20 protein-coding genes are annotated in these 23837 nt (G+C 67.7%); 17 read left to right on the top strand and 3 right to left on the bottom strand.

Annotation, left to right across the window (positions count from 1 at the left end):
- Positions 1 to 117 precede the first annotated feature (117 nt).
- The 3 genes from ACSSVZ_RS15575 (at position 118) to ACSSVZ_RS15565 (ending at position 3782) form a co-directional block, all read left to right on the top strand.
- Positions 118 to 1095 carry a TAXI family TRAP transporter solute-binding subunit gene (locus tag ACSSVZ_RS15575; RefSeq protein WP_453971476.1) on the top strand — a complete coding sequence of 326 codons (978 nt, stop codon included), beginning with the start codon at positions 118 to 120 and terminating at the stop codon, positions 1093 to 1095.
- 278 nt (positions 1096 to 1373) lie between these two features.
- Entirely contained in the window at positions 1374 to 3413 is a 2040-nt protein-coding gene (locus ACSSVZ_RS15570; protein WP_453971675.1) for a TRAP transporter permease, read from the top strand.
- A 3-nt stretch (positions 3414 to 3416) separates the two neighbouring features.
- The gene (locus tag ACSSVZ_RS15565; RefSeq protein ID WP_453971475.1) at positions 3417 to 3782 is read left to right on the top strand and encodes a DUF1850 domain-containing protein; all 366 of its coding nucleotides are present in this window, start codon (positions 3417 to 3419) and stop codon (positions 3780 to 3782) included.
- A gap of 19 nt (positions 3783 to 3801) precedes the next feature.
- Here ACSSVZ_RS15565 and ACSSVZ_RS15560 read toward each other — a convergent pair whose 3' ends face one another.
- A complete protein-coding gene (locus ACSSVZ_RS15560; RefSeq protein ID WP_453971473.1) occupies positions 3802 to 4593 on the bottom strand; it encodes an SDR family NAD(P)-dependent oxidoreductase in 792 nt (263 codons plus the stop codon).
- A gap of 235 nt (positions 4594 to 4828) precedes the next feature.
- On the opposite strand from ACSSVZ_RS15560, the gene ACSSVZ_RS15555 reads away from it, so the two are divergent.
- Complete coding sequence (locus ACSSVZ_RS15555; RefSeq protein ID WP_453971471.1) at positions 4829 to 5608, top strand: alpha/beta fold hydrolase; 780 nt, start codon at positions 4829 to 4831, stop codon at positions 5606 to 5608.
- Positions 5605 to 6777 carry an LLM class flavin-dependent oxidoreductase gene (locus tag ACSSVZ_RS15550; RefSeq protein ID WP_453971469.1) on the top strand — a complete coding sequence of 391 codons (1173 nt, stop codon included), beginning with the start codon at positions 5605 to 5607 and terminating at the stop codon, positions 6775 to 6777. Before ACSSVZ_RS15555 ends, ACSSVZ_RS15550 begins: the two co-directional genes overlap by 4 nt.
- Before the next feature lie 47 nt (positions 6778 to 6824).
- On the opposite strand, the gene ACSSVZ_RS15545 is transcribed toward ACSSVZ_RS15550, so the two are convergent.
- A complete protein-coding gene (locus tag ACSSVZ_RS15545; protein ID WP_453971467.1) occupies positions 6825 to 7514 on the bottom strand; it encodes a GntR family transcriptional regulator in 690 nt (229 codons plus the stop codon).
- A 227-nt stretch (positions 7515 to 7741) separates the two neighbouring features.
- Between ACSSVZ_RS15545 and ACSSVZ_RS15540 the strand changes: the two genes are divergently transcribed.
- From ACSSVZ_RS15540 to ACSSVZ_RS15525, 4 genes are all read left to right on the top strand, one after another.
- Positions 7742 to 8593, top strand: coding sequence for an SDR family NAD(P)-dependent oxidoreductase (locus ACSSVZ_RS15540; protein ID WP_453971465.1), 852 nt, complete (start codon positions 7742 to 7744; stop codon positions 8591 to 8593).
- A gap of 18 nt (positions 8594 to 8611) precedes the next feature.
- Positions 8612 to 9253, top strand: coding sequence for an NADPH-dependent FMN reductase (locus ACSSVZ_RS15535; RefSeq protein ID WP_453971464.1), 642 nt, complete (start codon positions 8612 to 8614; stop codon positions 9251 to 9253).
- Positions 9254 to 9444: 191 nt separating this feature from the next.
- Complete coding sequence (locus tag ACSSVZ_RS15530; protein ID WP_453971462.1) at positions 9445 to 10416, top strand: TAXI family TRAP transporter solute-binding subunit; 972 nt, start codon at positions 9445 to 9447, stop codon at positions 10414 to 10416.
- 191 nt (positions 10417 to 10607) lie between these two features.
- The gene (locus ACSSVZ_RS15525; protein WP_453971460.1) at positions 10608 to 12569 is read left to right on the top strand and encodes a TRAP transporter permease; all 1962 of its coding nucleotides are present in this window, start codon (positions 10608 to 10610) and stop codon (positions 12567 to 12569) included.
- A gap of 107 nt (positions 12570 to 12676) precedes the next feature.
- Here ACSSVZ_RS15525 and ACSSVZ_RS15520 read toward each other — a convergent pair whose 3' ends face one another.
- Complete coding sequence (locus ACSSVZ_RS15520) at positions 12677 to 13345, bottom strand: TetR/AcrR family transcriptional regulator (protein WP_453971459.1); 669 nt, start codon at positions 13343 to 13345, stop codon at positions 12677 to 12679.
- 304 nt (positions 13346 to 13649) lie between these two features.
- Between ACSSVZ_RS15520 and ACSSVZ_RS15515 the strand changes: the two genes are divergently transcribed.
- The 8 genes from ACSSVZ_RS15515 to ACSSVZ_RS15480 all read left to right on the top strand — a co-directional run bounded on the left by ACSSVZ_RS15515 (position 13650) and on the right by ACSSVZ_RS15480 (position 23806).
- Positions 13650 to 14846: an ABC transporter substrate-binding protein gene (locus tag ACSSVZ_RS15515; protein ID WP_453971457.1), complete on the top strand. Its 1197-nt coding sequence runs from the start codon at positions 13650 to 13652 to the stop codon at positions 14844 to 14846.
- Between the two features lie 79 nt (positions 14847 to 14925).
- A complete protein-coding gene (locus ACSSVZ_RS15510) occupies positions 14926 to 15801 on the top strand; it encodes a branched-chain amino acid ABC transporter permease (protein ID WP_453971455.1) in 876 nt (291 codons plus the stop codon).
- A complete protein-coding gene (locus ACSSVZ_RS15505; protein WP_453971454.1) occupies positions 15798 to 18290 on the top strand; it encodes a branched-chain amino acid ABC transporter ATP-binding protein/permease in 2493 nt (830 codons plus the stop codon). Before ACSSVZ_RS15510 ends, ACSSVZ_RS15505 begins: the two co-directional genes overlap by 4 nt.
- Positions 18291 to 18322: 32 nt before the next feature.
- Entirely contained in the window at positions 18323 to 19561 is a 1239-nt protein-coding gene (locus ACSSVZ_RS15500) for an amidohydrolase family protein (RefSeq protein WP_453971453.1), read from the top strand.
- Positions 19558 to 20757 carry an amidase gene (locus tag ACSSVZ_RS15495; RefSeq protein ID WP_453971451.1) on the top strand — a complete coding sequence of 400 codons (1200 nt, stop codon included), beginning with the start codon at positions 19558 to 19560 and terminating at the stop codon, positions 20755 to 20757. The genes ACSSVZ_RS15500 and ACSSVZ_RS15495 overlap by 4 nt, the downstream gene beginning before the upstream one ends.
- A 163-nt stretch (positions 20758 to 20920) precedes the next feature.
- A complete protein-coding gene (locus ACSSVZ_RS15490; protein ID WP_453971449.1) occupies positions 20921 to 21943 on the top strand; it encodes a TRAP transporter substrate-binding protein in 1023 nt (340 codons plus the stop codon).
- Complete coding sequence (locus ACSSVZ_RS15485) at positions 21940 to 22497, top strand: TRAP transporter small permease (protein ID WP_453971447.1); 558 nt, start codon at positions 21940 to 21942, stop codon at positions 22495 to 22497. The genes ACSSVZ_RS15490 and ACSSVZ_RS15485 overlap by 4 nt, the downstream gene beginning before the upstream one ends.
- A gap of 19 nt (positions 22498 to 22516) precedes the next feature.
- Positions 22517 to 23806, top strand: a complete 1290-nt coding sequence (locus ACSSVZ_RS15480; RefSeq protein WP_453971446.1) for a TRAP transporter large permease — start codon at positions 22517 to 22519, stop codon at positions 23804 to 23806.
- The last annotated feature ends 31 nt before the right edge of the window (positions 23807 to 23837 follow it).

The raw sequence follows: 23837 nt of genomic DNA, 5'->3' as shown, positions 1-23837 counted from the left end.
TTGCCCCTGGCGCGCGTCCTGTGGATGCTGTCGAACAAGAGGACAAGAAAATTGGCCTTTGACCGGGAGCGCTCGGCCTCCCGGCATGATTTTCGGAAACCGGAAGGGAGAACGCCCATGCAGCGACTGATCGAAACTGCCCAACGTTTCAAAGCGGTGCGCCTCGGCGCGGTGGCGCTGGCGACGACCCTGGCGCTGGCGCCGGTGGCGGCCAAGGCCGAGTTCGTCGGTGTGCTCACCGGCGGCACGTCCGGCGTGTACTATCCGCTCGGTGTCGCCATCTCGAAGGTGATCGGCGAGAACGTGCCGGACGCCCGCCCGTCGGTCCAGTCGACCAAGGCGTCGGTGGAGAACCTCAACCTGATCGAGCAGGGCAAGGGCGAAGTGGCCTTCACCCTGGCCGACAGCCTGGCCAACGGCGCCCAGGGCAACGAGGAAGCCGGCTTCAAGGCGCCGCTGAAGAAGGTCGTGGCGCTCGGCGGCATCTATCCGAACTACGTCCAGATCGTCGCCTCCGAGGAATCCGGCATCAAGTCGATCGCCGATCTGAAGGGCAAGCGGCTGTCGGTCGGCGCGCCGAAGTCGGGCACCGAGCTGAACGCCCGCGCCATCCTGGGCGCGGCCGGCATCACCTATGAGGATCTCGGCAAGGTCGAATATCTGCCGTTCGCCGAATCCGTCGAGCTGATGAAGAACCGCCAGCTCGACGCCACCCTGCAGTCGGCCGGCCTCGGCGTGGCCTCCATCAAGGATCTCGCCAACTCGGTGCCGATCGTCGTGGTGGAGATCCCGGCGGCGGTGATCGAGAAGATCGGCGCGCCGTATCTGGCCACCACCATCCCGGCCAACACCTATGACGGCCAGACCGAAGACGTCGCGACGGCCGCCGTGCCGAACTTCCTGGTGACCCGCTCCGATCTCGGCGACGAAGAGGTCTATGCCATCACCAAGGCGATCTACGACAACCTGCCGGAACTGGTGGCGGCCCACTCGGCGGCGAAGGGCATCAAGCTTGAAAGCGCCATGAAGGGCTCGCCGGTGCCGTTCCATCCGGGCGCCGCCAAGTACTTCGAGGAAAAGGGCGTGACGCCCTGATTTCCGGCCTGATCGACACCGAACGCGCCGTCTCCGCAAGGCAGGCGGCGCGTTCGCGTTGTGACGGCCTGTCGCCGTCCATGACCGCCGCAACGACACGACCGTCGGTCCGAGCGGCCTGTTGTCCGCCCCATCCGGCCGCCGGGTAATGCGGGATCGAACATCCTCCTGAAGGTCATCCGACGATGTCGACCGCCTCGACCGCGACTCCCCATCCGGCCAGCAACGCGCCCGGCGCCGACGACGACCACGGCGCGGAAGTGGTGGTCACCGACGGCATGCACCAGCTGACCTGGGGTGAGGGCGGCTGGGGCAAGGCGGTCTTCTGGATCGCCATCATCTTCTCCGCCTTCCAGGTCACGACGGCCGCCTGGAGCCCGCTCGCCAGCCAGATCGTGCGCTCGGTCCACGTCGGCTTCCTGCTGCTGGTGATGTTCGCCATCGCCGGCAACCACAAGGGCGGGATGACGCGCTACGTCCTGTGGGGCCTTGGCATACTGTCGTTCGTGGTGGGCCTCTATCACTGGGTGTTCCATGTGGAGCTCATCCAGCGGGCCGGCGATCCCAACACCCTCGACATCGTCGTCGGCACCATCGCCGTGGTGCTGGTCTTCGAAGGCGCGCGCCGGCTGATGGGCCTGTCGCTGCCGATTCTCTGCGCGGCCTTCCTGGCCTATGCGCTGTTCGGCGAGTATCTACCGGCGCCCTTCGACCACCGGCCCTACGACTACGCCCAGGTGGTCGACCAGATGTTCCTCGGGACCGAGGGCATCTACGGCACGCCGACCTACGTGTCGTCGTCCTACATCTTCCTGTTCATCCTGTTCGGCGCCTTCCTGGAGCGCGCCGGGATGGTCAAGCTGTTCACCGACTTCGCCATGGGCACCGTCGGCCACGCCCAGGGTGGGCCGGCCAAGGTGTCGGTCGTCTCCTCGGCGCTGATGGGCACCATCAACGGGTCCGGCGTCGCCAACGTGGTGACGACCGGCCAGTTCACCATCCCGCTGATGAAGCGGTTCGGCTACAAGCCCGCCTTCGCCGGCGCGGTGGAGGCGACCTCGTCCATGGGCGGGCAGATCATGCCGCCGGTGATGGGCGCGGTGGCGTTCATCATGGCCGAGACCATCGACGTGCCGTACTCGGCCATCGCGACTGCGGCGATCATCCCGGCGCTGCTCTACTTCTTCACCGTGTTCGCGATGGTGCATCTGGAGGCCGGCCGCCACGGGCTTCTCGGCCTTTCCAAGGAAGACTGCCCCAACGCATTGGCGGCGTTGAGGAAGGGCTGGTACCTGCTGCTGCCGCTGGCGGTGCTGGTCTGGCTGCTGTTCTCCGGCTACACGCCGCTGTTCGCCGGCACCGTCGGGCTGGCGCTGACGGCGCTGATCGTGCTGGGCGCCCCGGTGGCGCGCGCCATCGGCCCCTACGGCCTGAAGATCGTGTTCTGGATCGCGCTCGGCATCGCGGCGTCGAGCTTCCTGAAGTACGGCATCGACGGCATCGCCTATTGCGTGCTGGCGCTCGTCGTCCTCCTGTTCTTCATCAAGGGCGGCCGCGAGACGCTGCAGATCAGCCTGGAGAGCATGGCCGACGGCGCCCGCAACGCGCTGCCGGTGGGCATCGCCTGCGCGCTGGTCGGCACGATGATCGGCGTGTTCACGCTGACCGGCATCGCCACCTCGTTCGCGGCGTTCGTGGTCCAGGTCGGCGAAAGCTCGCTGTTCCTGTCGCTGCTGCTGACCATGGTCGCCTGCCTGATCCTCGGCATGGGCCTGCCGACCATCCCGAACTACATCATCACGTCGGCGATCGCCGGGCCGGCGCTCCTGGAACTGGGTGTGCCGCTGATCGTCTCGCACATGTTCGTCTTCTATTTCGGCATCATGGCCGACCTGACGCCGCCGGTGGCGCTGGCGGCATTTGCGGCCGCCCCCATCGCCAAGGCGCAGGGGCTGTCGATCGCCTTCAACGCCACCCGGATCGCGCTGGCGGGCTACGTGGTGCCGTTCATGGCGGTCTACGCCCCGGCGCTGATGCTGCAGCCGGGCGATCCAATGGCGGCGGCGATCGGTTTCTGGCCGGCGGTGATCTTCGTGGTGGTGAAGGCGCTGATCGCCATCGTGCTGTGGGCGGCGACGGCCACCGGCTACCTGTTCGGCCGGCTGAACGTGATCGAGCGGATCGTCGCGTTCGCCGCGGCGGCGACGCTGATCCTCGCCATGCCGATGACCGACGAGATCGGCTTCGCTCTGGCGGGGGCGTTCGTCGCCTGGCACTTCTGGCGGACCCGCCAGCAGAAGGCGGCCGCCGGAGCCTGATCGATGGCCATTGGCTGCCTCATCGCCGGGACGGTTGCGATCAAGCTCGCGGCCAGCTTCACCCTTGCCTGGACCCATTCGGTCGAGAAGATCGAGTGGCAGGAGGACTGGCGGGCGACGCCGGCCGGGCTTGTGCTTGAAGAGGTTCGGGTGCAGGGCTCCGGTGCCGGCATGGAGCCGCCGGAGGGCGCGGTGCGCGTGGGAGACTTCTACGTGGCGCACCCCAAGCTCGGCCCCCAGCGCGAAATCGTGCTGCGCCGCTCCGGCGCCACCGCCGACTGGCGGGTGTGCATGGATGGGGCCTGCCAGCCCATGGGCGCGTTATTGCCCGAAGACGTCGACCCGGTGACGCTGACCACCTGCGAGTGAGGCGACGCCGGGCGCGCGGTCAGCGCGCCATGATCCCGCCGTCGATGGGGATCGTCACGCCGGTCATGAAGCTCGATGCGGGGGACGACAGCAGCAGCGCCAGCCCCTTGATCTCGTCGGGATCGGCGATCCGGCCAAGCGGCACCATGGAGGCGAACTCAGCCTCGATTTCCGGCTGGCGGATCCGCCCGCCCGCTATGTTGGTGCGGAAGGGACCCGGCGCGATGCCGTTGACCATGATGTCGTAGCCGGCGAGCTCCATCGCCGCCTGGCGCACCAGGTTGACCACGCCGGCCTTGGTCGCCGTGTAGGCGTAGCCGCACATCACCTCCGACTTCAGCCCAGCGACCGAGGCAACGGCCACGATGCGGCCGGCGCGGCGCGTCTTCATGTGCTTCGCCGCTGCCTGGATGGTGGCGAAGACGCCGCTGAGATTGATCTGAAGCACCCGGTCCCACTGGTCGTCGTCGACCGCGTTGATCTGGCCGATCTCGGTGAGATAGCCGGGCCCGGCGGTCATGCCGGCGTTGGCGACCGCGATGTCGAGACGTCCGTGGCGCTCGGCGACGCCGTCGAAGCAGTCGCGCACCGCCTGGCGATCGGCGACATCGCACACGGCGGCCTCAGCCAACCCGCCGCCGTCGCGAATCGTCGCCACCGCCCGCTCAAGTCCTTCCGAGTCGATATCGGTCAGCACCACCGTAGCGCCGGCTTCTGCCAGCGCTTCGGCGATCGCGAAACCAAGGCCGCTGGCCGCTCCCGTCACCACTCCGACCTGACCGTCCAGAACCAGCCCCGCCTGAACCTTCATGTGCGCTCTCCCTATTTTGGTATGCAATCTAGCGCGGCGGCAGGAGTGAGCCAATAGCGCAGTTTCCGATTTTTATCGAATTATTTCATCGTGTTAATAAGTTTTCCGGCGCGATTTAGCAAATCGACGCACGTGACAGCTTGACGCGGATCCAGCGGTTAGGTGTACACTTTCGGAAAATCACCGGCGGCGCAATCGAACGTCCGGTGGAGGAAGACAAGGGAGGCGAGGCGCGATGGCGCATACGGAGACGACCGAGACGGTCGCGGGCTGTCAGGTACGCGTCATGCGCGCGGGAAGCGGCGAGCCGCTGCTGTTCCTGCATGGCGCCGCGGGCGCCGAACGCTGGCTGCCATTCATGGACATGCTGGCCGAGCGCTATGACGTGATCGTGCCGGAGCATCCGGGCTTCGGCGCCTCGGAGACGCCCGAGTGGCTCGACAATGTCGCCGACCTCTCGTTCTTCTACATGGACTTCCTCGAGCAGATGGGCCTCGAGCGCGTGCATCTGGTCGGCACCTCGCTCGGCGGATGGATCGCGGCGGAGATGGCGACCCGCAGCTGCGAGCGGATCAAGACGCTGACCCTCGTTGCCCCCGCCGGCATCCAGGTGAAGGGGGTGAAGCGCGGCGACATGTTCATGTGGTCGCCGGAGGAAATGGCTGAGAACCTCTTCCACAATCAGGAAATCGCCAGGGCCATGCCGCAGCCGGCCGACGAGGAAGCCCTCAAGGTCGTGCTCAAGAACCGGCTCACCACGGCCAAGCTCTCGTGGAACCCGCGCTTCCACAATCCGCATCTGAAGAAGTGGCTGCACCGGGTGAACGTGCCGACACTGATCCTGTGGGGCGACGACGACAAGCTGCTGCCCGTGGAATACGGGCCGGCCTACCGCGACCTCATCCCCAATTCCGAGCTCGAGATCATTCCCGACTGCGGGCATCTGCCTCACGTCGAGAAGGCGCATGAATTCACCGCCAAGGTCGCCAGCTTCATCGAGGGAGCCGCCCGATGAAATTCTACATGATGCACCTGATGCCCTACGCGGACCTCGATCTGGACTACGACAAGACCTACAACTCCGCCTGGGTGACGCTGCCGAACAGCTACTACGACCCGAAGAAGGGCGCGAAGCTCTACAACCGCTACCTGGACGAGCTGGAATACGCCGACCAGCTCGGCTTCGACGGAATCTGCGTCAACGAGCACCATCAGAACGCCTATGGGCTGATGCCGCAGCCGGGCGTCATGGCCGGCGCGCTGGCGCGGCGCACCAAGAACGTGAAGATCGCCATCCTCGGCCGGGCGCTGCCGCTGCTCAACAACCCCGTCACCGTCGCCGAGGAATTCGCGATGGTCGACAACATCACCGAGGGGCGGTTCATCGCCGGCTTCGTGCGCGGCATCGGCGCGGAATATCACGCCTGGAGCTCCAATCCGGCGGAATCCCACGACCGCTTCCACGAGGCGCACGACCTGATCATCCGCGCCTGGACCGAGACGGGGCCGTTCTCCTTCGAGGGCAAGCACTACCAGTTCGAGTACGTGAACCTGTGGCCGCGGCCCTACCAGACGCCGCATCCGCCGGTGTGGATCCCGTCCCAGGGCTCCAGCGAGACCATCGACTGGGCGGCGCACCCGGACCGGCGCTACACCTATCTGCAGACGTTCACGCCGGTGGCGATGCTCGCCAGGTACATGCAGATGTACAAGGACAAGGCCGAGGAGTTCGGCTACGAGGCGAGCGAGGACAACCTCGGCTGGTCGGTGCCGGTCTATGTCGGCGAGACCGACGAGATCGCCCGCCGCGAAGCGAAGCCCCACATCGAGACCTTCCTCAACAAGTTCCTGCGCATGCCGAAGGAGATGCTGCTGCCGCCCGGCTACCTGTCGCTGAAGTCGATGCTGGGCGTCATGAAGGCGAAGTCGTCGATCGGCAGCAAGCAGACCATCGACGACGTCATCGACAAGGGCATGTTCATCTGCGGCAGCCCGGAGACGGTCCGCCAGAAGCTGGAGCACTACCAGAAGGAAATCGGCTTCGGCCACCTGCTGACGCTGCTGCAGTTCGGCACGCTGCCGGCCGATCTCACCCGCAAGAACATGGAGCTCTACGCCGGGGAGGTGATCCCGGCGCTGCGCGCAAACCTCGGGCAGGGGGCGGCCGTCGCCGCGGCGCAGTGATGGGGCCGCAGCATCGCCCGGCGCCGGGGAGATCGAGGCCGGCCGCCTCAGTCTTCGCGGGCGGGGTCGGGCTCGACCAGGATCGACAGCAGGTGGGCCGACATCGCGGCCTCGGCCCAGTCGGCGTTGCGGGCCCTGAGTGCCGACAGGATCTCGTGATGCTGGCGGTGGGTGCGCCGCGTCCGGTCGTCGACCGGCTCGGAATAGATGTTGAAGATCGACGCGGGCAGCTCCAGCGACGAGGCGAGGATCCGCTCCAGCCTGGGGCTGTCGGCGGCGGCGGCGATCGTCGCGTGGAAGACGTTGTTGAGCTCGTCGAAGCGGGCGAGGTGCTTGTGCCAGCCGACCTCGTTGAAGTGGGCCTCCATCTCCGCCTCGACCTGCTCCAGGTGGGCGATCTGCTCCGGCGTGATGCGGCTTGCCGCGCGCCTTGCGCCGTGGCCTTCGAGCTTGGCGCGCAGGCGGAAGATCTCGGCGACGTCGGCATGGGAGAACGACGCCACCTGGCCGCGGCGATAGCGCTCCAGGACCACCAGCCCCTCGTTGCTCAGCCGGCTGAGCGCCTCGCGGACGGGGGTGCGGCTGACGCCGATCCGTTCGGCGAGCCTGGCCTCCTGCAGCGTCTCGCCGGAGCGCAGGTCGCCGGAGATGATGGCCGCCCGGATGAACCGGTAGGCCACGTCGACGGCACCGTTGCCCTCGGGCGTGGTCTTGCTCGTTCCAGGGGTGTCGCCCATCGGCTCCGTTCTCCATGCGCCGGGTTCCGGAAGCGGTCTTCGGACTTTCGGCCCGGTCGGGGAGGGTTATACAATCGGATGCCCGCCGGATCAGCCGCGTTGTGGCATCGAACACCGAGTGGGGCAACTGGGCTGCGGGCTTCTGCCGCTGACGGACCAGCAGCGGCCCGCAACAAAGTGCATACCATAAGCGCCGGATCACGGCGCGCCGCGGTCGGGAGGCCAGCATGAAGATCACCCCAGGGCAGGTTGCCTACGTTTCCGGCTCGGGATCGGGCATTGGTCGCGGCATCGCGCTGACGCTGGCGCGCCGTGGCGTGAAGGTCGGCGTCGCCGACATCCGCGAGGAGGATGCGGCGGCGACCGTGCGGCTGATCGAGGCTGCCGGCGGCAAGGCGCTCGCGCTGCCCACCGACGTCTCCGATCTCGCCTCGGTCGAGGCTGCTGCGGTCGCTCTGGAGGAGGCCTTCGGGCCGGTGTCCATCGTCTGCAACAATGCCGGCGTCGCCATGCACGGGGTGCCGCTGCACGAGATCGCGCCGGCTGAGTGGGAGTGGGTGATCGGCGTCAACGTCTACGGCGTCATTCACGGCATCCGCACGTTCGTTCCCCGGCTTCTCGCCGCAGGAAAGCCGGCGCATGTGGTCAACACCGCCTCGATCGGCGGCTTCCAGGTCAACGCGGACTTCCTGACCGGCGCCTATTCGATGACCAAGTACGCCGTCGTGGCGCTCTCCGAAGGGCTCCGGAACGAGCTCGCCGAGACGGCCGTGGGCGTGTCGGTGCTGGCGCCCGCCGCCGTCGACACGGCCATCCACCTGTCGGAGCGCAGCCGCCCCGAGCGCCTCGGCGGCGCCTACGTGCGGCCCGAGAACCATTTCATGGGCGAGCTCATCAAGGACGGCGCCAGGCCCGAGGAGATCGGCGCCCGCGTCGTCGGCGCCATCGAGGACGGCGGCTTCTACATCTTCACCCATCCCGAGACCGAAGCCTGGATCGACGCGCGCCACGCCGACATCAAGTCCGGCTTCGACCGGATGCGGTCGCCCGGCTTCGCACCCGACCAGGCCGCCGAGTAGGCCGCACGAGGAGACCCCATGCTCGACCGGCTCGACACCATCCGCTCCGGCCCGGCCGATCCGACCCGCCCTCACATCGTGGGCATCGGCGGCACCACGCGCCTCGGCTCGACGTCGGAGGCCGCGCTCCGGCTGACGCTGTCGATCGCCGCCGGCCTCGGCGCGTCGACCGAGCTGATCTCCGGTCCACTGCTTGACCTGCCGCCCTACGACCCGGCGAGCGACCACCGCAGCCCGTCCGCCCTGCGGCTCGTGCAGGCGCTGCGCCGGGCCGACGGCATCGTGGTGTCGACGCCGAGCTACCACGGCGGCATGTCGGGCGTGATCAAGAACGCCATCGACTACGCCGAGGACATGCGGAGCGATGGCCGGCCCTATTTCGACGGCCGCGCCGTCGGCATCGTGGTCACCGCCCACGGCGCCCAGGCGCTGGGCACGACGCTCTCCGGGGTGCGCTCGATCGTGCACGCGCTGCGGGGCTGGCCGACGCCTTACGCCGCCTGTCTCAACGCCCAGACCCGGCCCTTCGAGAACGGCCGGCCGACGGGCGTCGACGTGGAGGAACAGCTGGCGACGGTGGCCGAACAGGTCGTCCGGTTCGCGTGCGCGCAGATGGCGTTCGCGGCGGAAAGGCAGGAGGTCGCCGCAGCCGCGGTCTGATGGCGGGACCGGCCGGGATTTGCGGCCGCGCGGCGGAGCGCGGCAAGGCGGGAACGGGCTTGCCGTCCGCATCCCGACCCAGCCTACTGGAATCGGTCACGGTTCATGACGTCGGGTCATCGAGGCCCGCCGTCACCGTGATCTAACAACAAGGCCCCGGAAAATCGGGGCCGTCGAGGGAGGAAAACCAGATGAAAGCACTACTCGGCCTGACCGCCGGGCTTCTCGCCGCCGCCGTGCTCGCCACGCCGGCGGCCGCAGAGACCGTCTCGATCTCGACGCTGCCGCCGGGCGCCATCAACAACGTCCAGGCCCAGGCGATCGCCAAGGTCGTGCAGGAGAATTCCGACCTGCAGATGCGGGTCGTGACCTTCAACTCGCCGGGCGCGATCATGGGCGCGACCCAGGCGCGCCAGGCCGAGTTCTCGTTCATCTCCAACGACGAGGCGGGCGCGGCCGCCTCCGGTGCCGTCCCCTATGACGGCAAGAAGATGGGCGACCTGCGCCTCGTCGCGACAGTGTTTCCGTTCAAGGTCGGGCTGGTCGTTCCCAACGACTCCGACATCAAGAGCGTCGAGGATCTGAAGGGCAAACGGGTCCCGACCGGCTGGCAGGGGTTCCAGCAGGGCATCTTCCTGATGAACGGAATGCTGGCGACGGCCGACATGAGCCTCGACGAGGCGGAGGACGGCGTTCCCACGGCCAATCTCCTGCGCGGCGCGGACGACCTGAAGAGCGGCCGGCTCGACGTCACCCAGTTCGCGGTGGGCGCACCGAAGATGGCGGAGCTGAATTCGGCGATCCCGGGCGGCATCCGCTTTCTGAGCCTGACCGACACGCCCGAGACAGCGAAGAAGATGGAAGCCGTGCGGCCCGAGTATCACATGGCGGTGCAGAAGCCGGCGCCGCATCTGGCCGGCATCATCGGCGACACGACGCTGATGGAGTACGCCATGGTGGTTCTGACCAACGAGGCGGTTTCCGACGACGTCGTCTACACGTTCCTGGAAGCGATGTACGACAAGAAGGACGGCCTCGTCGCCGGCCATCCGTCGTTCAACGCCATGAGCCAGGAGGGTCTCGCCACCCCGCAGCCGCGGGTCGCGTATCACCCCGGGGCGGTGAAGTTCTTCAAGGACAAGGGATTGTGGAAGGGCGAGTGATCGCCTGACCCTGCAGCCATGCCGGCCGGGCGCGGTTGCCCGACCGGCAGCGACTGCCGGCGGTCGGAGCCGTCCTGCACGGACCGGCCGCCGGTCTCTCCGCCGCGCCCGTCTTTCCACCGCGAAGGATCAGCCGCGCTTCCGGCGTGCCCCACGCCCGACAGGTGCCGCGATCGGCAAGGATCCGCCTGATGAGCGTCGAAACCACCGGCGTCGAAGCCTCCGTTCCGTCCGCCCCGCTGCTGCGGATCGCCACCATCGTGCTCGGCGCGCTGATCGCGCTTGCCGGGCTCGCGTGGGGCGCGGACCTCTACCGGCTGGTCGGCTGGACCTTTCTCACAGAGCAGTTCCTGGCCGCCGTCCTGGGCCTCAGCCTTGCCCTGGTCTTCGTGACGCGGCCGATCCGCCGCTCCGACCCGCGCCCCAAGCAGCTCACCTGGTACGACAGCCTGCTTGCGCTGATATCGCTGGGCGCCGGCATCTACGCCGCCTTCGAGTATCCGACCATCCTTTCCGACTTCTTCGGCCAGCCGACCGACGGGCTGATCGTCAGCTGGTTGTTCTTCCTGCTGGTGATCGAAGGGCTCCGGCGGACCTCCGGCTGGTCGCTGGTGATCGTCGTGCTGGCCTTCACCGTCTACGCGCTGGTCGGCCATCTGGTCGAAGGCGAGCTGCAGACGCGGAACGTCGACCTCAACAACATGGTCTTCTATCTCGGCGTCGACACCAGCGGGCTCTTCGGTCTGGTGCTGCTGGTCGGCGTCACCGTGGTGATCCCCTTCATCTTCTTCGGCAACCTGCTGCAGGCCTCGGGCGGCTCGTTCTTCTTCAACGATCTGGCGCTTGGCCTGATGGGGCGCTATCGCGGCGGGGCCGCGAAGATCTCCATCCTCGCCTCCACGCTGTTCGGCTCCATCTCCGGCATCGTCGTCTCCAACATCCTGGCGACCGGTGTCATCACAATCCCGATGATGAAGAAATCCGGCTTCAAGCCGGAACAGGCCGCCGCGATCGAGGCGAGCGCCTCCAACGGCGGCCAGCTGATGCCGCCGGTGATGGGCGCCGTCGCCTTCCTGATGGCCGACTTCCTGCAGATCTCGTACGCGGAGGTGGCGCTCGCCGCCCTGGTGCCGGCGCTCCTCTACTACCTGGCGCTGTTCATCCAGGCGGACCTGGAAGCCGCCAAGGCCCACATCCTGCCGGTGCCGGTGAAGGAGATCCCGAGAATCGTGGCGGTGCTGATGAAGGGGTGGTTCTTCATCCTGCCGTTCGCGGTGCTCATCTACGCGCTGTTCTGGCTGAACCGCGAGGCGGAGAACGCCGCCGTCTTCGCCTGCCTCGGCGTCGTGATCGTCGGGCTGGCGTTCGGCTACTCCGGCCACCGGCTGACCCTGCGCGGCATCTGGGATGCGCTGGTGCGCACCGGCATCTCGTCGGTGGACATCATCATGATCTCGGCCGCCGCCGGCTTCATCATGGGCATCCTGCAACTGACCGGGCTCGGCTTCGCGCTGACGCTGTTCCTGGTGAAATTCGGCGCCGGCAGCATCTTCCTTCTGCTCGTCATCGCCGGGCTGATGTGCATCGTGCTGGGGATGGGCATGCCGACCCTCGGCGTCTACGTGCTGCTGGCGGTGCTGATCGCGCCGAGCCTCGTGGAGGTCGGCATCTCGCCGCTCGCCGCCCACATGTTCATCCTATATCTCGGCATGATGTCGTTCGTGACGCCGCCGCTGGCGATCGCCGCCTTCTTCGCGGCGAACCTGGCGGGGGCCGCACCGGTGCGCACCGGCTGGGTTGCCATGCGGTTCTCATGGACGGCCTACATCGTGCCGTTCCTGTTCGTGTTCTCGCCGACGCTGCTGTTGCAGAGCCCGTCCTGGACGGGGACGATCCTGTCGCTTGCCACCGCCTCGGTGGGGGTCTGGTTCGTGTCGGCGGGGGCCATCGGCTACGCCCTGCGGCCGATGGCGGTCCCACTGCGGATCGCGTCGGTCGTCGGCGGCGGGCTGCTGCTGATCCCGCTGGAGATGTTCCACCACGCGGCGATCGCCAACGGCATCGGGCTGGCGCTGGTCGCGACCGTGCTGGCCATCGAGATTGCTGCCCGCCGAGCGACCCCGGCCCCCGCCGGCGAAGGGGCGGCGGAGTAGGCCGCGTTTCGCGCCGGGCAGGGACACGGCGGTACCGAACAGGGTGAACGTGGCGCCCCGACGGAGGTGGCCGGGAACACGGGCCGCGTCCGCCCGGCCGAGTGCTCTCAGGCGGTTGGCCGTGCGGCGGTGAGATAGGTCATCACCACGTCGATCGCGTGCGTGCGTCGCTGCGTGAGCCATTCGGCGTCGCCGAGATCGCGCTGGAACATCGCGGACAGGGTGTGGCGCTGGGCGAGGTGGGTGATGCACAGCGACAGGATCGTCACATAGAGCTGCGCCGGATCGATTTCGGGTTTGAAGGCTCCACTGGCACGGCCGCGGGCGAGCAGGTCGTCGATCGCCTCCAGCAGCGGCAGGGTCGTGTCGGAGACCATGGGAAGCTCCCGGGCGAAGCGGCCGGACGCCATGTTCTCATTGCGGATGATCGCCACGAAGTCGGGATTGTCGCGGAGGTAGTCGAAGGTGAACTCGACGAGCCGCCGCATACCGCCTTCCGGCGGCAGATTGCCCAGGTCAAGCTGGCGCTCGTGCGCCCGGATCCGGGCATAGGTGTCTTCGAGGGCGGCGAGGTAGAGCTCCTCCTTGCCCCCGAAATACCGGTAGATCATCTGCACGTTGGCCTCGGCCGCCCGCGCGATCTGGTCGATCCGGGCGCCGCTCAGTCCATGCTGTGCAAAGGCGTGGCGGGCCGCATCGAGGATGCGTCGCCGCGTCGCTTCGGCATCGCGCTTGTGCGGCACACGCCTGGATGGTCTCGATTCCTTGATCGTCACGAGGTCCACTTCCTCCGCGGTAGGCGACTCTCGATATCAGCTGACGTCCGCCGATGCCCGCAAATAAGGCACGTGGCGCCTGTTTGAACAGACCGGCATTCCGTCCGGGGTGACGTGCGCATGCCCGATGCGGGCCCGATCGTGCAAATAGGTATGTAAAAATTTGCTTACACGCTGGATTTCGCCCGCGTCCGCCGCTCGCGACGGGCGAGCCGAGGGCAATCTGGCCCGACCGTTGCAACGTCTCCCGGGGTAGCAGGCGCCATCACGCCTGTGAACACCAATCCAAAAGGGGAGAGTCGACATGAAGACGACCTCGAGGCTCAGAATGCTGCCGGCCATGGTCGGTGTGTCCATTGCCGCGCTTGCGCTTGCCGGGCCCGCAGGCACGGCGCAGGCGGCCGATCCGATCAAGGTGGGCCATGTCGCCGCCCTCTCGGGCGCATCGGCGCAGTCGGGAGAGGCGATCACCCGCGGCCTGCAGATTGCAATCGACGAGATCAACGCATCCGGCGGGCTCCTTGACGGCCGGATGATCGAACTCATCCAGCGCGACGACGAATCCAAGCCCCCGAAGGGCCTGATTGCCGCGCGCGAGCTGATCTTCAACGAGGACGTCGCGGCGTTCTTCGGCGGGATCGATTCGCCCGTATCGCTCGCCATCGTGCCGCTCGCCAACCAGGAAAAGACGCCGTTCATGGCGGTCTGGGCCGCGGCGACCGGCATCACCCGCAACGGCGCCGAGCCGAACTACGTGTTCCGGGTCTCCGCGATTGACGCGCTCGTCGACGTGAAGCTCCTGAAGTACGCCAGCGACAAGTTCGGCGCCTCCAAGGTCGGCCTGATGCTGATCAACAACCCCTGGGGCGAATCGAACGAGAAGGGCCTCATCGCGGCCGACGAGGCCAACGACGCGGTGGAGATCGTCGGCGTCGAGAAGTTCGAGGGTGCCGACGTCGACATGACGCCGCAGCTCACCCGCCTGAAGGATGCGGGCGCCGAGGCGATCATCCTCGTCGTCAACGCCCCTCCCGGCGCGCAGATGATGAAGTCGCGCGAGCGCATGGGCTGGGACGCGCCGGTGATCTCGCACTGGGGGATCTCCGGTGGCCGCTTCCCCGAGCTCGCCGGACCGACGGCGGGCGACGCCCACTTCGTGCAGACCTACTCGTTCTTCGGCGAGCAGAGCGACGTCGGCAAGTCGTTCCTCGAAAAGCTTATGGCGAAGTATCCCGAGATCAAGGGACCCGAGGACGTGTTCTCGCCGGTGGGCACGGCCAACGCCTATGACGCCATGCACCTGGTGGCGATGGCCATCGAGCAGGCGGGCTCCACCGACGGCGACGCCATCCGCGAGGCGCTGGAGAACCTGAAGGGCACCTACGTCGGTCTGATCAAGACCTACGAGAAGCCCTTCTCCGCCGAAGACCACGACGCGCTCGGACCGGACGACTACGTCATGGTCCGCTACGAGGGCGACAAGGTCGTTCCGACCGAGTGACGCGGGACGCGGCCGGGCGACGCATGTCGTCCGGCCGCCTTCGGAATTCGCGACACGCAAGGCGGCAGCTGGAACACCGATGCTCTTCCTATCCGCACTGATCACCGGCCTTGGGCTGGGCAGCATGTATGGCCTGCTCGCGCTGGGCTTCTACGTGACCTACGTCGTCTCCAAGACGGTCAATTTCGCCCAGGGCTCGACGATGATGCTGGGCGCGGTGCTGTGCTTCACCCTCTGGGTGACGTTCGGCTGGCCGGCGCCGCTCGCCATCGGGGTCGCGCTGATCGGCTGTGCCCTCTGGGGCGTGGCGGTCGAGCGGATCGCGGTCCGACCGTTCGTGCGTCGCCAGTCCGAGGCCTGGCTGATGGCCACCGTCGCGCTCGGCATCGTGCTCGACAACGTCGTCCTCTTCACCTTCGGCCGCGATCCGCGCGGCATGCCGCCGACCTCGCTGGTCACCGACACGTTTCTGGTCGCGGGCGTGCGGGTTCAGCCGCAGCAGGTCCTGATCCCGCTGGTGGGCATCGGGCTTGCCATCGCCTTCACCGTGTTCTCCCGGCACACCCGTCACGGGCTCGCCATGCTGGCTGTCGTCCAGAATGAGGCGGCAGCCCGCCTGATGGGCATCAATGTCGGCGTGGCGGTCTCGGCCGCCTTCGCCATGTCGGGCTTCTTCGCGGGCGTCGCCGGCATCCTGATCGCGCCGCTGTTCACCATCTCGTCGACCATGGGGACGATGTTCGGCATCAAGGCCTTCGCGGTCGCCATCCTCGGCGGCATCACCAACCCCTGGGGGGTGATGTGCGCGGGGCTGCTCTACGGCGTCGCCGAGGCGCTGATCACCGCGAGCTTCGGCTCGACCTATACGCAGATCACGGCCTTCTCGCTGGTCATCGTGGCGCTGGCGCTGCGGCCGGAGGGCCTGTTCGGACGTGCGAGCGTCAAGAAGGTATGAAGCTCTCCACTCTCATCCCCGGCGTTGTCCTCGTCGCCCTGGCGCTTGCCGCGATCTTCAGCGGTAACGGCTACCAGCTCTACATCCTCTCGCTGATGGGGCTGACGGCGATCGTCGGCATCGGCCTCAACATCCTGGTCGGCATGTCGGGGCAGATCTCGCTCGGCCATGTCGGCTTCTACGCGATCGGCGCCTACACGGTGGCGATCCTGACCGTCGACCACGGGGTCAGCTTCTGGGTGGCGGTGCCCATCGCCGGCCTGCTCGCGGGTGTGGCGGGCGGTCTGCTGTCGGTGCCGGCGCTGCGGGTGCGGGGGCCGTACCTGGCGATGATCACCATCGCCTTCGGCTTCATCGTTGAGCAGAGCGCGGCCGAGCTCGACGGGCTCACCGGCGGCTGGAACGGCATCATGGGCATCCGCCCGCCGCAGCTCCTGGGCCTGAGCTTCAGCCAGCGCGAGATCGCGATCCTCGTGCTCGTGCTGATGCTCGCCTCGCTGTTCGTCTATGCGCGCATCAGCAAGAGCCCGTGGGGCAAGGCGCTGAGGGCGCTGCGCGACTCCGAGGTCGCCGCGCAGTCGATCGGGCTCAATCCGATCCTGCTGCGCTGCGTTGCCTTCGCGCTGTCGGCCGTCTTCGCCGGTGTCGCGGGCGGCGTCTACGGGACCATGAGCGGCTTCATCAGCCCGGAGAGCTTCCCGTTCTTCGAATCGATCCTGTTCCTGCTCGTCGTCATGATCGGCGGCGCCGACACGATCCTCGGGCCGGTCATCGGCGCGGTGATCATCGTGCTGCTGCCCGAGGTCTTTTCCTCCCTCGCCGAATATCGCCTGCTGTTCGTCGGGATGCTGCTGCTGGTCGTGCTCCGCATCGCCCCGCGCGGCATCGTCGGCAGCGTCCTCGCGCGCCTGCGCCGCAGCCGGCCCGCGAGCGCTCCTGCCGCGGTCGCCGGGGAGACTGCCCTGTCGCCGAGAGAGGGCGTGGGCAGGCGGCTCGAGGTCGACAACGTGTCGATCTCGTTCGGCGGCGTGCGGGCGGTGCAGGGGCTGAGCTTCACGGCGGAGCCCGGCCGCATCACCAGCATCATCGGCCCTAACGGCGCCGGCAAGACCACGGCGCTGAACCTCATCGCCGGCTTCTACGCGCCGGACAGCGGCCGGGTGATGCTCGGCGATGAGGACCTGACGGGGCGCGCCTCGCATCGTGTGGCACGCGCCGGCATCGCGCGGACCTACCAGACGACGCAGCTCTTCGAGCACATGAGCGTGCTCGACAATCTGCTGATGGCGATGGTGCGCGGCCGGGTTGCAGCGCGCGATCTCGCCGCATCGCTGGAGACGCCGGAGCGGCGCGCCAGGGCGGAGGAGCTGCTGGCCTTCGTCGGCTACCGCGGCGATATCCGCACACCCGCCGGGACGCTCGCCCACATCGACAAACGCCTCGTCGAGATCGCCCGGGCGCTCTCTTTCGATCCGGAGATCGTGCTGCTGGACGAGCCGGCGGCGGGGCTGGGCGACGACGATACCGCCCATGTCGCGCGGCTGCTGCGGCGGCTGGCGGATGCCGGCATCACGGTCATCCTGATCGAGCACGACATGACCCTCGTCATGGGCATCTCCGACCATGTGCTCGTGCTCGATTCCGGCGCCAAGATCTCCGAGGGCGAGCCGGCCGTCGTGCGCAAGGACCCGCTGGTGCTGGCCGCCTATCTGGGCGAGGGGGCGGCCGCGATGCCGGTCCGCACCGGTCCGGCGCGCCGGGGCGACGTCGCCTTCCGCGTCGAGGGGCTGACCGCCTCCTACGGCGCCAGCGAAGTGCTGCACGGGATCGATCTGGAGGTCGCAAGCGGCGAACTGGTCGCCGTGCTGGGCGCCAACGGGGCCGGCAAGTCGACGTTGATGCGGGCCGTCAGCGGATTGCACCGGCCGGTCGGCGGCCGCGTCACCTTCCAGGGTGCGGACATCGCCACCGTGTCGGCGGATCGGATCGCCCGGCGCGGCCTGGTGCTGGTGCCGGAGGGCCGGCAGGTCTTCCCCGAGCTCACCGTGGTGCAGAACATCCGGCTGGGTGCCTACGGCCGACCGCCGGATGATCTCGATGCCCAGGTCGAGCGGATGCTCGAGCGCTTCCCGCGCCTGCGCGAGCGCGCGAGGCAACGTGCGGGACTGCTGTCGGGCGGCGAGCAGCAGATGCTGGCGATCGCGCGGGGCCTCGTCGCGCGACCCGAGGTGCTGCTCCTCGACGAGCCCTCGCTCGGCCTGGCGCCGGCTCTGATCCAGGAACTCTACACGATCCTCGCGGAGCTGCGCGACGACGGCGCCACCATCCTGCTGGTCGATCAGATGGCGGAGATGGCGCTCGCGATCGCGGACCGCGCCTATGTGCTGTCGTCCGGTGCGATCGTCGCGGGTGGGACGGCGGCAGAGATTCGCGACAGCCGGCTTCTGGAGGAGGCCTATCTGGGCGGCGCGGCGACCGCCGTGTCCTGAACGAGACCATCAAGACCAGTGAGGAGCGGACAATGGATCTCATCTTGAAGGACGCGCGCCTGCCGGGCGACGCCACCCGCAGCGTGGATATCGGCATCGCGGAGGGGCGCATCGCGGCGATCGAGCCGGACCTGGCGGCCGAGGGCGAGACGATCGACATCGGCGGACGGCTCGTCTCGCCGGGCTTCGTCGAGACCCACATCCATCTCGACAAGTCCTGCATCCTCGACCGCTGTTCCTCCCGGCGCGGCGACCTGGAGGAGGCGATCAGCGAGGTCGCGAAGGTGAAGAAGGACTTCACCGCCGAGGACGTCTACGCGCGGGGCCGCCGGACGGTGGAGAAGTGCCTGCTGCAGGGCACGACGCACATGCGCACCCACCTGGAGGTCGACCCGGTCGTCGGCCTGCGCAGCTTCGAGGGCGTCATGAAGCTCGCCGAGGACTACGCCTGGGCGATCGACATCGAGATCTGCGTGTTCCCGCAGGAGGGGCTGCTCAACTATCCCGGCACCGACGAGCTGATGGTCAAGGCGATGAAGCGCGGCGCCAAGGTGGTCGGCGCGGCGCCCTACACCGACACCGATCCGCACGGCCAGATCGACCGGGTCTTCGAGATCGCGCGCGAATTCGACGCCGACATCGACATGCATCTCGATTTCGGCACCGATGGCTCCAGCCTCGACCTCGAGTACGTCTGCGACCTGGCCGAGCGCACCGGGCGGGGCGGACGCACGGCGATCGGCCACGTGACCAAGCTCGCCTACATCGCTCCCGAGCGGCTCGCGGCGGTGGCGGCGCGGATGGCCGACGCGGGCGTCGCGCTGACCGTCCTGCCGTCGACCGATCTCTTCCTGATGGGCCGCGACCGCGACCATGCCCGCACCCGCGGCGTCGCGCATGCCCACGAGCTCCTGCACCACGGCGTGAACTGTTCCCTTTCGACGAACAACGTCCTGAATCCGTTCACGCCGTTCGGCGACTGTTCGCTGCTGCGGATGGCCAATCTCAACGCCAACATCTGCCATGTCGGCGCCGCCGCCGACGTCGCCGAATGCTTCAACATGGTCACCACCCGCTCGGCCAGGCTGATGAACCTGACCGATTATGGCCTGGAGGTCGGCAAGTCGGCCGATCTGGTGGTGATCGACGGGGCGACGCCACAGGCGGCGGTCGCCGAGCTGGCACCCGTCCTACACGCCTTCAAGCGGGGGCGCCGGACACTGACCCGCCAACCCGCTCAGCTTCATTTTCCCAACCGAGAACACGCATGACCTTGACCGACCTTTCTGCCGCTACGCCCACCAACGACTGCCTCGGCGCCTTCTGCCCGGACAACCAGATCGCGGTACGCGGTTCGGGAGATGGGCCGTTGGCGGGCCTTTGCTTCGCCGCCAAGGACGTCTTCGACATCGCCGGCGCCGTGACCGGCAACGGTCATCCGGACTGGCTCAGGACCCACGCGCCGGCGGAACGGTCGGCCGTTGCGGTCGAGCGCCTGCTTGCCGCCGGCGCCGATCTCGTAGGCAAGACGATCAGCGACGAACTCGCCTATTCGCTTACCGGCGAGAACTTCCACTACGGCACGCCGGTCAACCCGGCCGATCCCGCGCGCGTGCCGGGCGGGTCGTCGAGCGGCTCCGCTTCGGTCGCCGCGGCCGGGGCGGTCGACTTCTCCCTCGGCTCGGACTGTGGCGGGTCGGTGCGCGTGCCGGCGAGCTATTGCGGCATTCTGGGGATGCGGCCGACCCATGGTCGCATCTCTCTCGAGGGTGCAGTGCCCTTCGCTCCGAGCTTCGACTGCGCGGGCTGGTTCGCGCGCGATGCCGAAATCTTCGAGCGCGTCGGCCGCGTGCTGCTGGGCGACGGGGCACCGGCGCACCCGATGACGCGGCTGGTGATCCCGCTCGATGCCTTCGCGATGCTGGATGCCGAGCTGCAGGCCGCGCTCAGCCCGGCGGTAGAGCGCGTCGAGGCACTGGTTTCGCCGGGGGAGCGGATCGTCCTTGCGGAGGAGGGGCTGGACGCCTGGTCGGAAACGTTCCGCACTGTTCAGGCAGGCGAGATCTGGCAGTCGATGGGCGGCTGGATCGAGGGCGTCGGGCCGAAGTTCGGCCCCGGCGTGAAGGAGCGCTTCGCGGCGGCCAGGACCGTCGAGCCGGCCAGTCTGGAACGCGCAAAGGCACACCGCCAGTCGATCGTCGCACGCCTCATCGCCCTGCTGACGCCCGGGACGGTCATGGTTCTGCCGACCGTCCCGCGCGTGGCGCCGAAGCGTGGCGGCGACGCCGGGGACATCGAGGTGGCGTATCGGAACAAGGCCATCAACCTGCTCTGCGTCGCGGGTCTCGCCGGGCTTCCGCAGGTCTCGCTGCCGCTTGCCCGGCACGGACACCTGCCGCTCGGGCTCTCCATCGTTGGGCCGCGCGGGAGCGACGTCGACCTTCTGGCGCTGGCCGTAGCCCTCTGATTCTGGCGAAAGGGCTCGCGGCCGTCCCGGCGCCGCCGAGCATTCTGCACAAATTTTAATCATGCAGAATAGTTGATCAGGCCGAGTATGCATGTAAGCATTTACTTGCATCTTGAGCGGCGGCGAAAACGCACCCGCCGGGCCCCAACGAGAGGATATCGTCATGCTCCGCCCATTTCTTGCCGAAGGCCGAGGCGCAACGACCGCGGGCCTTGCCCTGGTCGCCGTGCTGGCGGCCGGCCCTTCAGCTCAGGCGCAGGAGGTCCTCAAATTCCATCACGACCTCCCGGAAGACTCCGCGCAGCATATGGCGGCGGTGCGGTTCGAAGAGCTTGTCGAGGAGCGTACGGGCGGGGCGATCGACGTCCAGATCTACGCCAACAATGCGCTGGGCGACGATGTCGAAGTCGCCCAGCAGATGCAGTTCGGCGCCGTCCAGGCCGCGCCCATTCCCACCGCGAAGTTGTCGAATTTCGCGCCGAGCCTGCAGCTGATCGACCTGCCGTTCCTGTTCCCGAGCCCCGAGGTCACCTACCAGTTCCTCGACTCGGACGTCGGCATGGAGGTCCTCGCGGACCTCGAGGACTCGGGCTTCGTCGGCGCGATGTTCTGGGAGTCGGGCTTCAAGCAGCTCACCTGCAATCACAAGGTGACCAGCCCGGCGGATCTCGACGGCCACAAGGCCCGGGTGATGGAAAGCCCGCTCCTCATCGCCCAGTTCGAAGAACTCGGCGCCACCGCCATCCCGATCGCCTTCTCCGAGACCTACTCCGCCCTGCAGCAGGGCGTGGTGGAATGCCAGGAGAACCCGATCGTCTCGATCCTCAAGATGAAGTTCTACGAGGTTCAGGACTACATGATGCTGTCGAACCATGGCTATCTCGGCACCGCCATGATCTTCTCCAAGGTCTGGTTCGACGGGCTCGACGAGAAGACGCAGGACATCCTGATGGAAGCGGCCCAGGAGGCCGGCGTCTATCAGCGCGAAAAGTCCGCGGAGCTGCAGCAAGGCTATCTGCAGGAGATCGCCGACGCCGGCACGACAGAGATCGTCGAGCTCACGCCGGAGCAGATTTCGAGCTTCTCCGAAGCGATGAAGCCGGTGCACGCCCGGTTCGCCGAGAAGATCGGCCCGGACCTGCTCGAGCGCACCTACACGAAGATCGACGAGCTCAGCGCCGAATGAACGGCGGCCCCGCCGAGAAGGACGCGAGCAACCCGGGTGCCGCCAAGAGGGGCGGCGCCCGGGCGCTCGTGCGCGTGGCGGCCAGGACGCTGACGGGCATCGAGATCGTGCTCCTCGTCGGCGCGCTTTCCGCATCCGTGATCTTCCTGGTGGCTGACATCTTCCTGCGGGTCGTCGCCAACATCGCGCTTCCGTGGGCGGCGGAGGCGACCCGCTACGCGATCGTGTGGCTCGTCTTCATCGGCGGCAGCCGCGCCGCCCTCGTGGGGGCACACATCACCATCGATGCCCTCCCGGAATTCCTGCCGCCACGCGCGGCGCTCGCGGTGACGCGGATCGGTCTCGTCGTGTCGTCGCTCTCCTGCGCGGTGCTTGCCTGGTTCAGCATCGGCCTGGTGATGAAGATGATGATGTTCCGCCAGCTCTCGCCGTCCCTCGAGATCCCGATGTGGTGGATCTATCTGGCGCTGCCCATCGGCTTCGCGCTGATGACGGTGCGCTTCGCGCAGGCCGCCTACCGGCCGCCCGCCCACCACGCCGGCTCGGCCCCCTGAGCCGCCAGGAGTTCCCCGCATGCCCCTCGGCTTCGCTGCCGCCGTGTCCGTCCTGCTGGCCCTGAGCGTGCCGATCTTCGTCGCGCTCTGCCTGCCGGTGATCGTTTTCCTGGCAACCACCACCTCGACGCCGCCGGAGCTGGTGATCCAGCGGCTCTTCTCCGGGGTCGACAAGTTCCCGCTGATGGCAATCCCGTTCTTCATCCTGGCGGGCAACCTGATGGCGAGCGGCGGCCTGTCGCGGCGCCTCACGGCGCTCGCCGTCTCGCTGGTCGGTGCGCTGCCGGGCGGGCTCGCCATGACATCGGTTGCCAGCTCGATGTTCTTCAGCGCGATCTCCGGATCGAGCCCAGCCACCGTGGTCGCCGTCGGCAAGATCATGCTGCCGGCGATGGGCGAGGCGGGCTACCGCAAACCGTTCTCGATCGGCCTGCTCATGAGCGCGGGCTCGCTTGGCATCGTCATCCCGCCATCGATCTTCATGATCGTCTACGGCGCCGTCACCGGCGTCTCGATCGGCGCACTGTTCATGGCGGGGCTGGGAGCGGGACTGATCTACGGCGCTGCCTTCATGGCGATGTCGATGATTTACGCCTGGCGCGTCGGCCTGGCGCGCGGCGCGTCCTGGTCGGGCCGCGAGATCCTGCGCAACCTCAAGGCCTCGGCCTGGGGCATCGCGATCCCGGTCATCGTGCTCGGCGGCATCTATGGCGGGTTGTTCACTCCGACGGAGGCCGCGGCCGTCACCGTCGCCTACGCGGCCTTCGTGACGATGGTCGTCTACCGTGAACTCGACATGAAGGGGCTGCTCGCCGTCCTGCTCGAGTCCGCCGTCACCACCGCGCAGGTGATGATCGTCGTCGCCGCCGCCTCGGCCTTCGCGTGGTATCTCACCACATCGGGCTTTTCCGTCGCCGTTCAGTCGCTGCTCTCCGACATCGGCGATAACCCGGTGAAGGTCCTGATGGTGATCAACGTCGTGGTGCTGATCGCCGGCATGTTCCTCGACCCCAACTCGATCATCATCATCCTCGTTCCGTTCCTCTTCGTGCTGGCCACGAATGCCGGCATCGACCCCGTGCATCTCGGCGTGGTGCTCTCGGTGAACGCGGCGATCGGCATGTTCACTCCGCCCTTCGGTCTCAATCTCTTCGTCGCAAGCACGCTCGGCGTCACCTACCGCCAGGCGGTGATCGGTTCGGCCCCCTTCATCCTGGTGGCCCTCGTGGCGCTGGCGGTGATTACCTACGTGCCGGAGGTCAGCCTGTGGCTGCCCTCCCAGGTCTACCAGGGGATCGGCGGCAACTGAGGCGCCCGCCGTTCCGCTGACCAACATTGTG

The organism is Amorphus sp. MBR-141, assembly GCF_053628695.1.
This window is presented reverse-complemented; position numbering and strand designations above follow the sequence as displayed.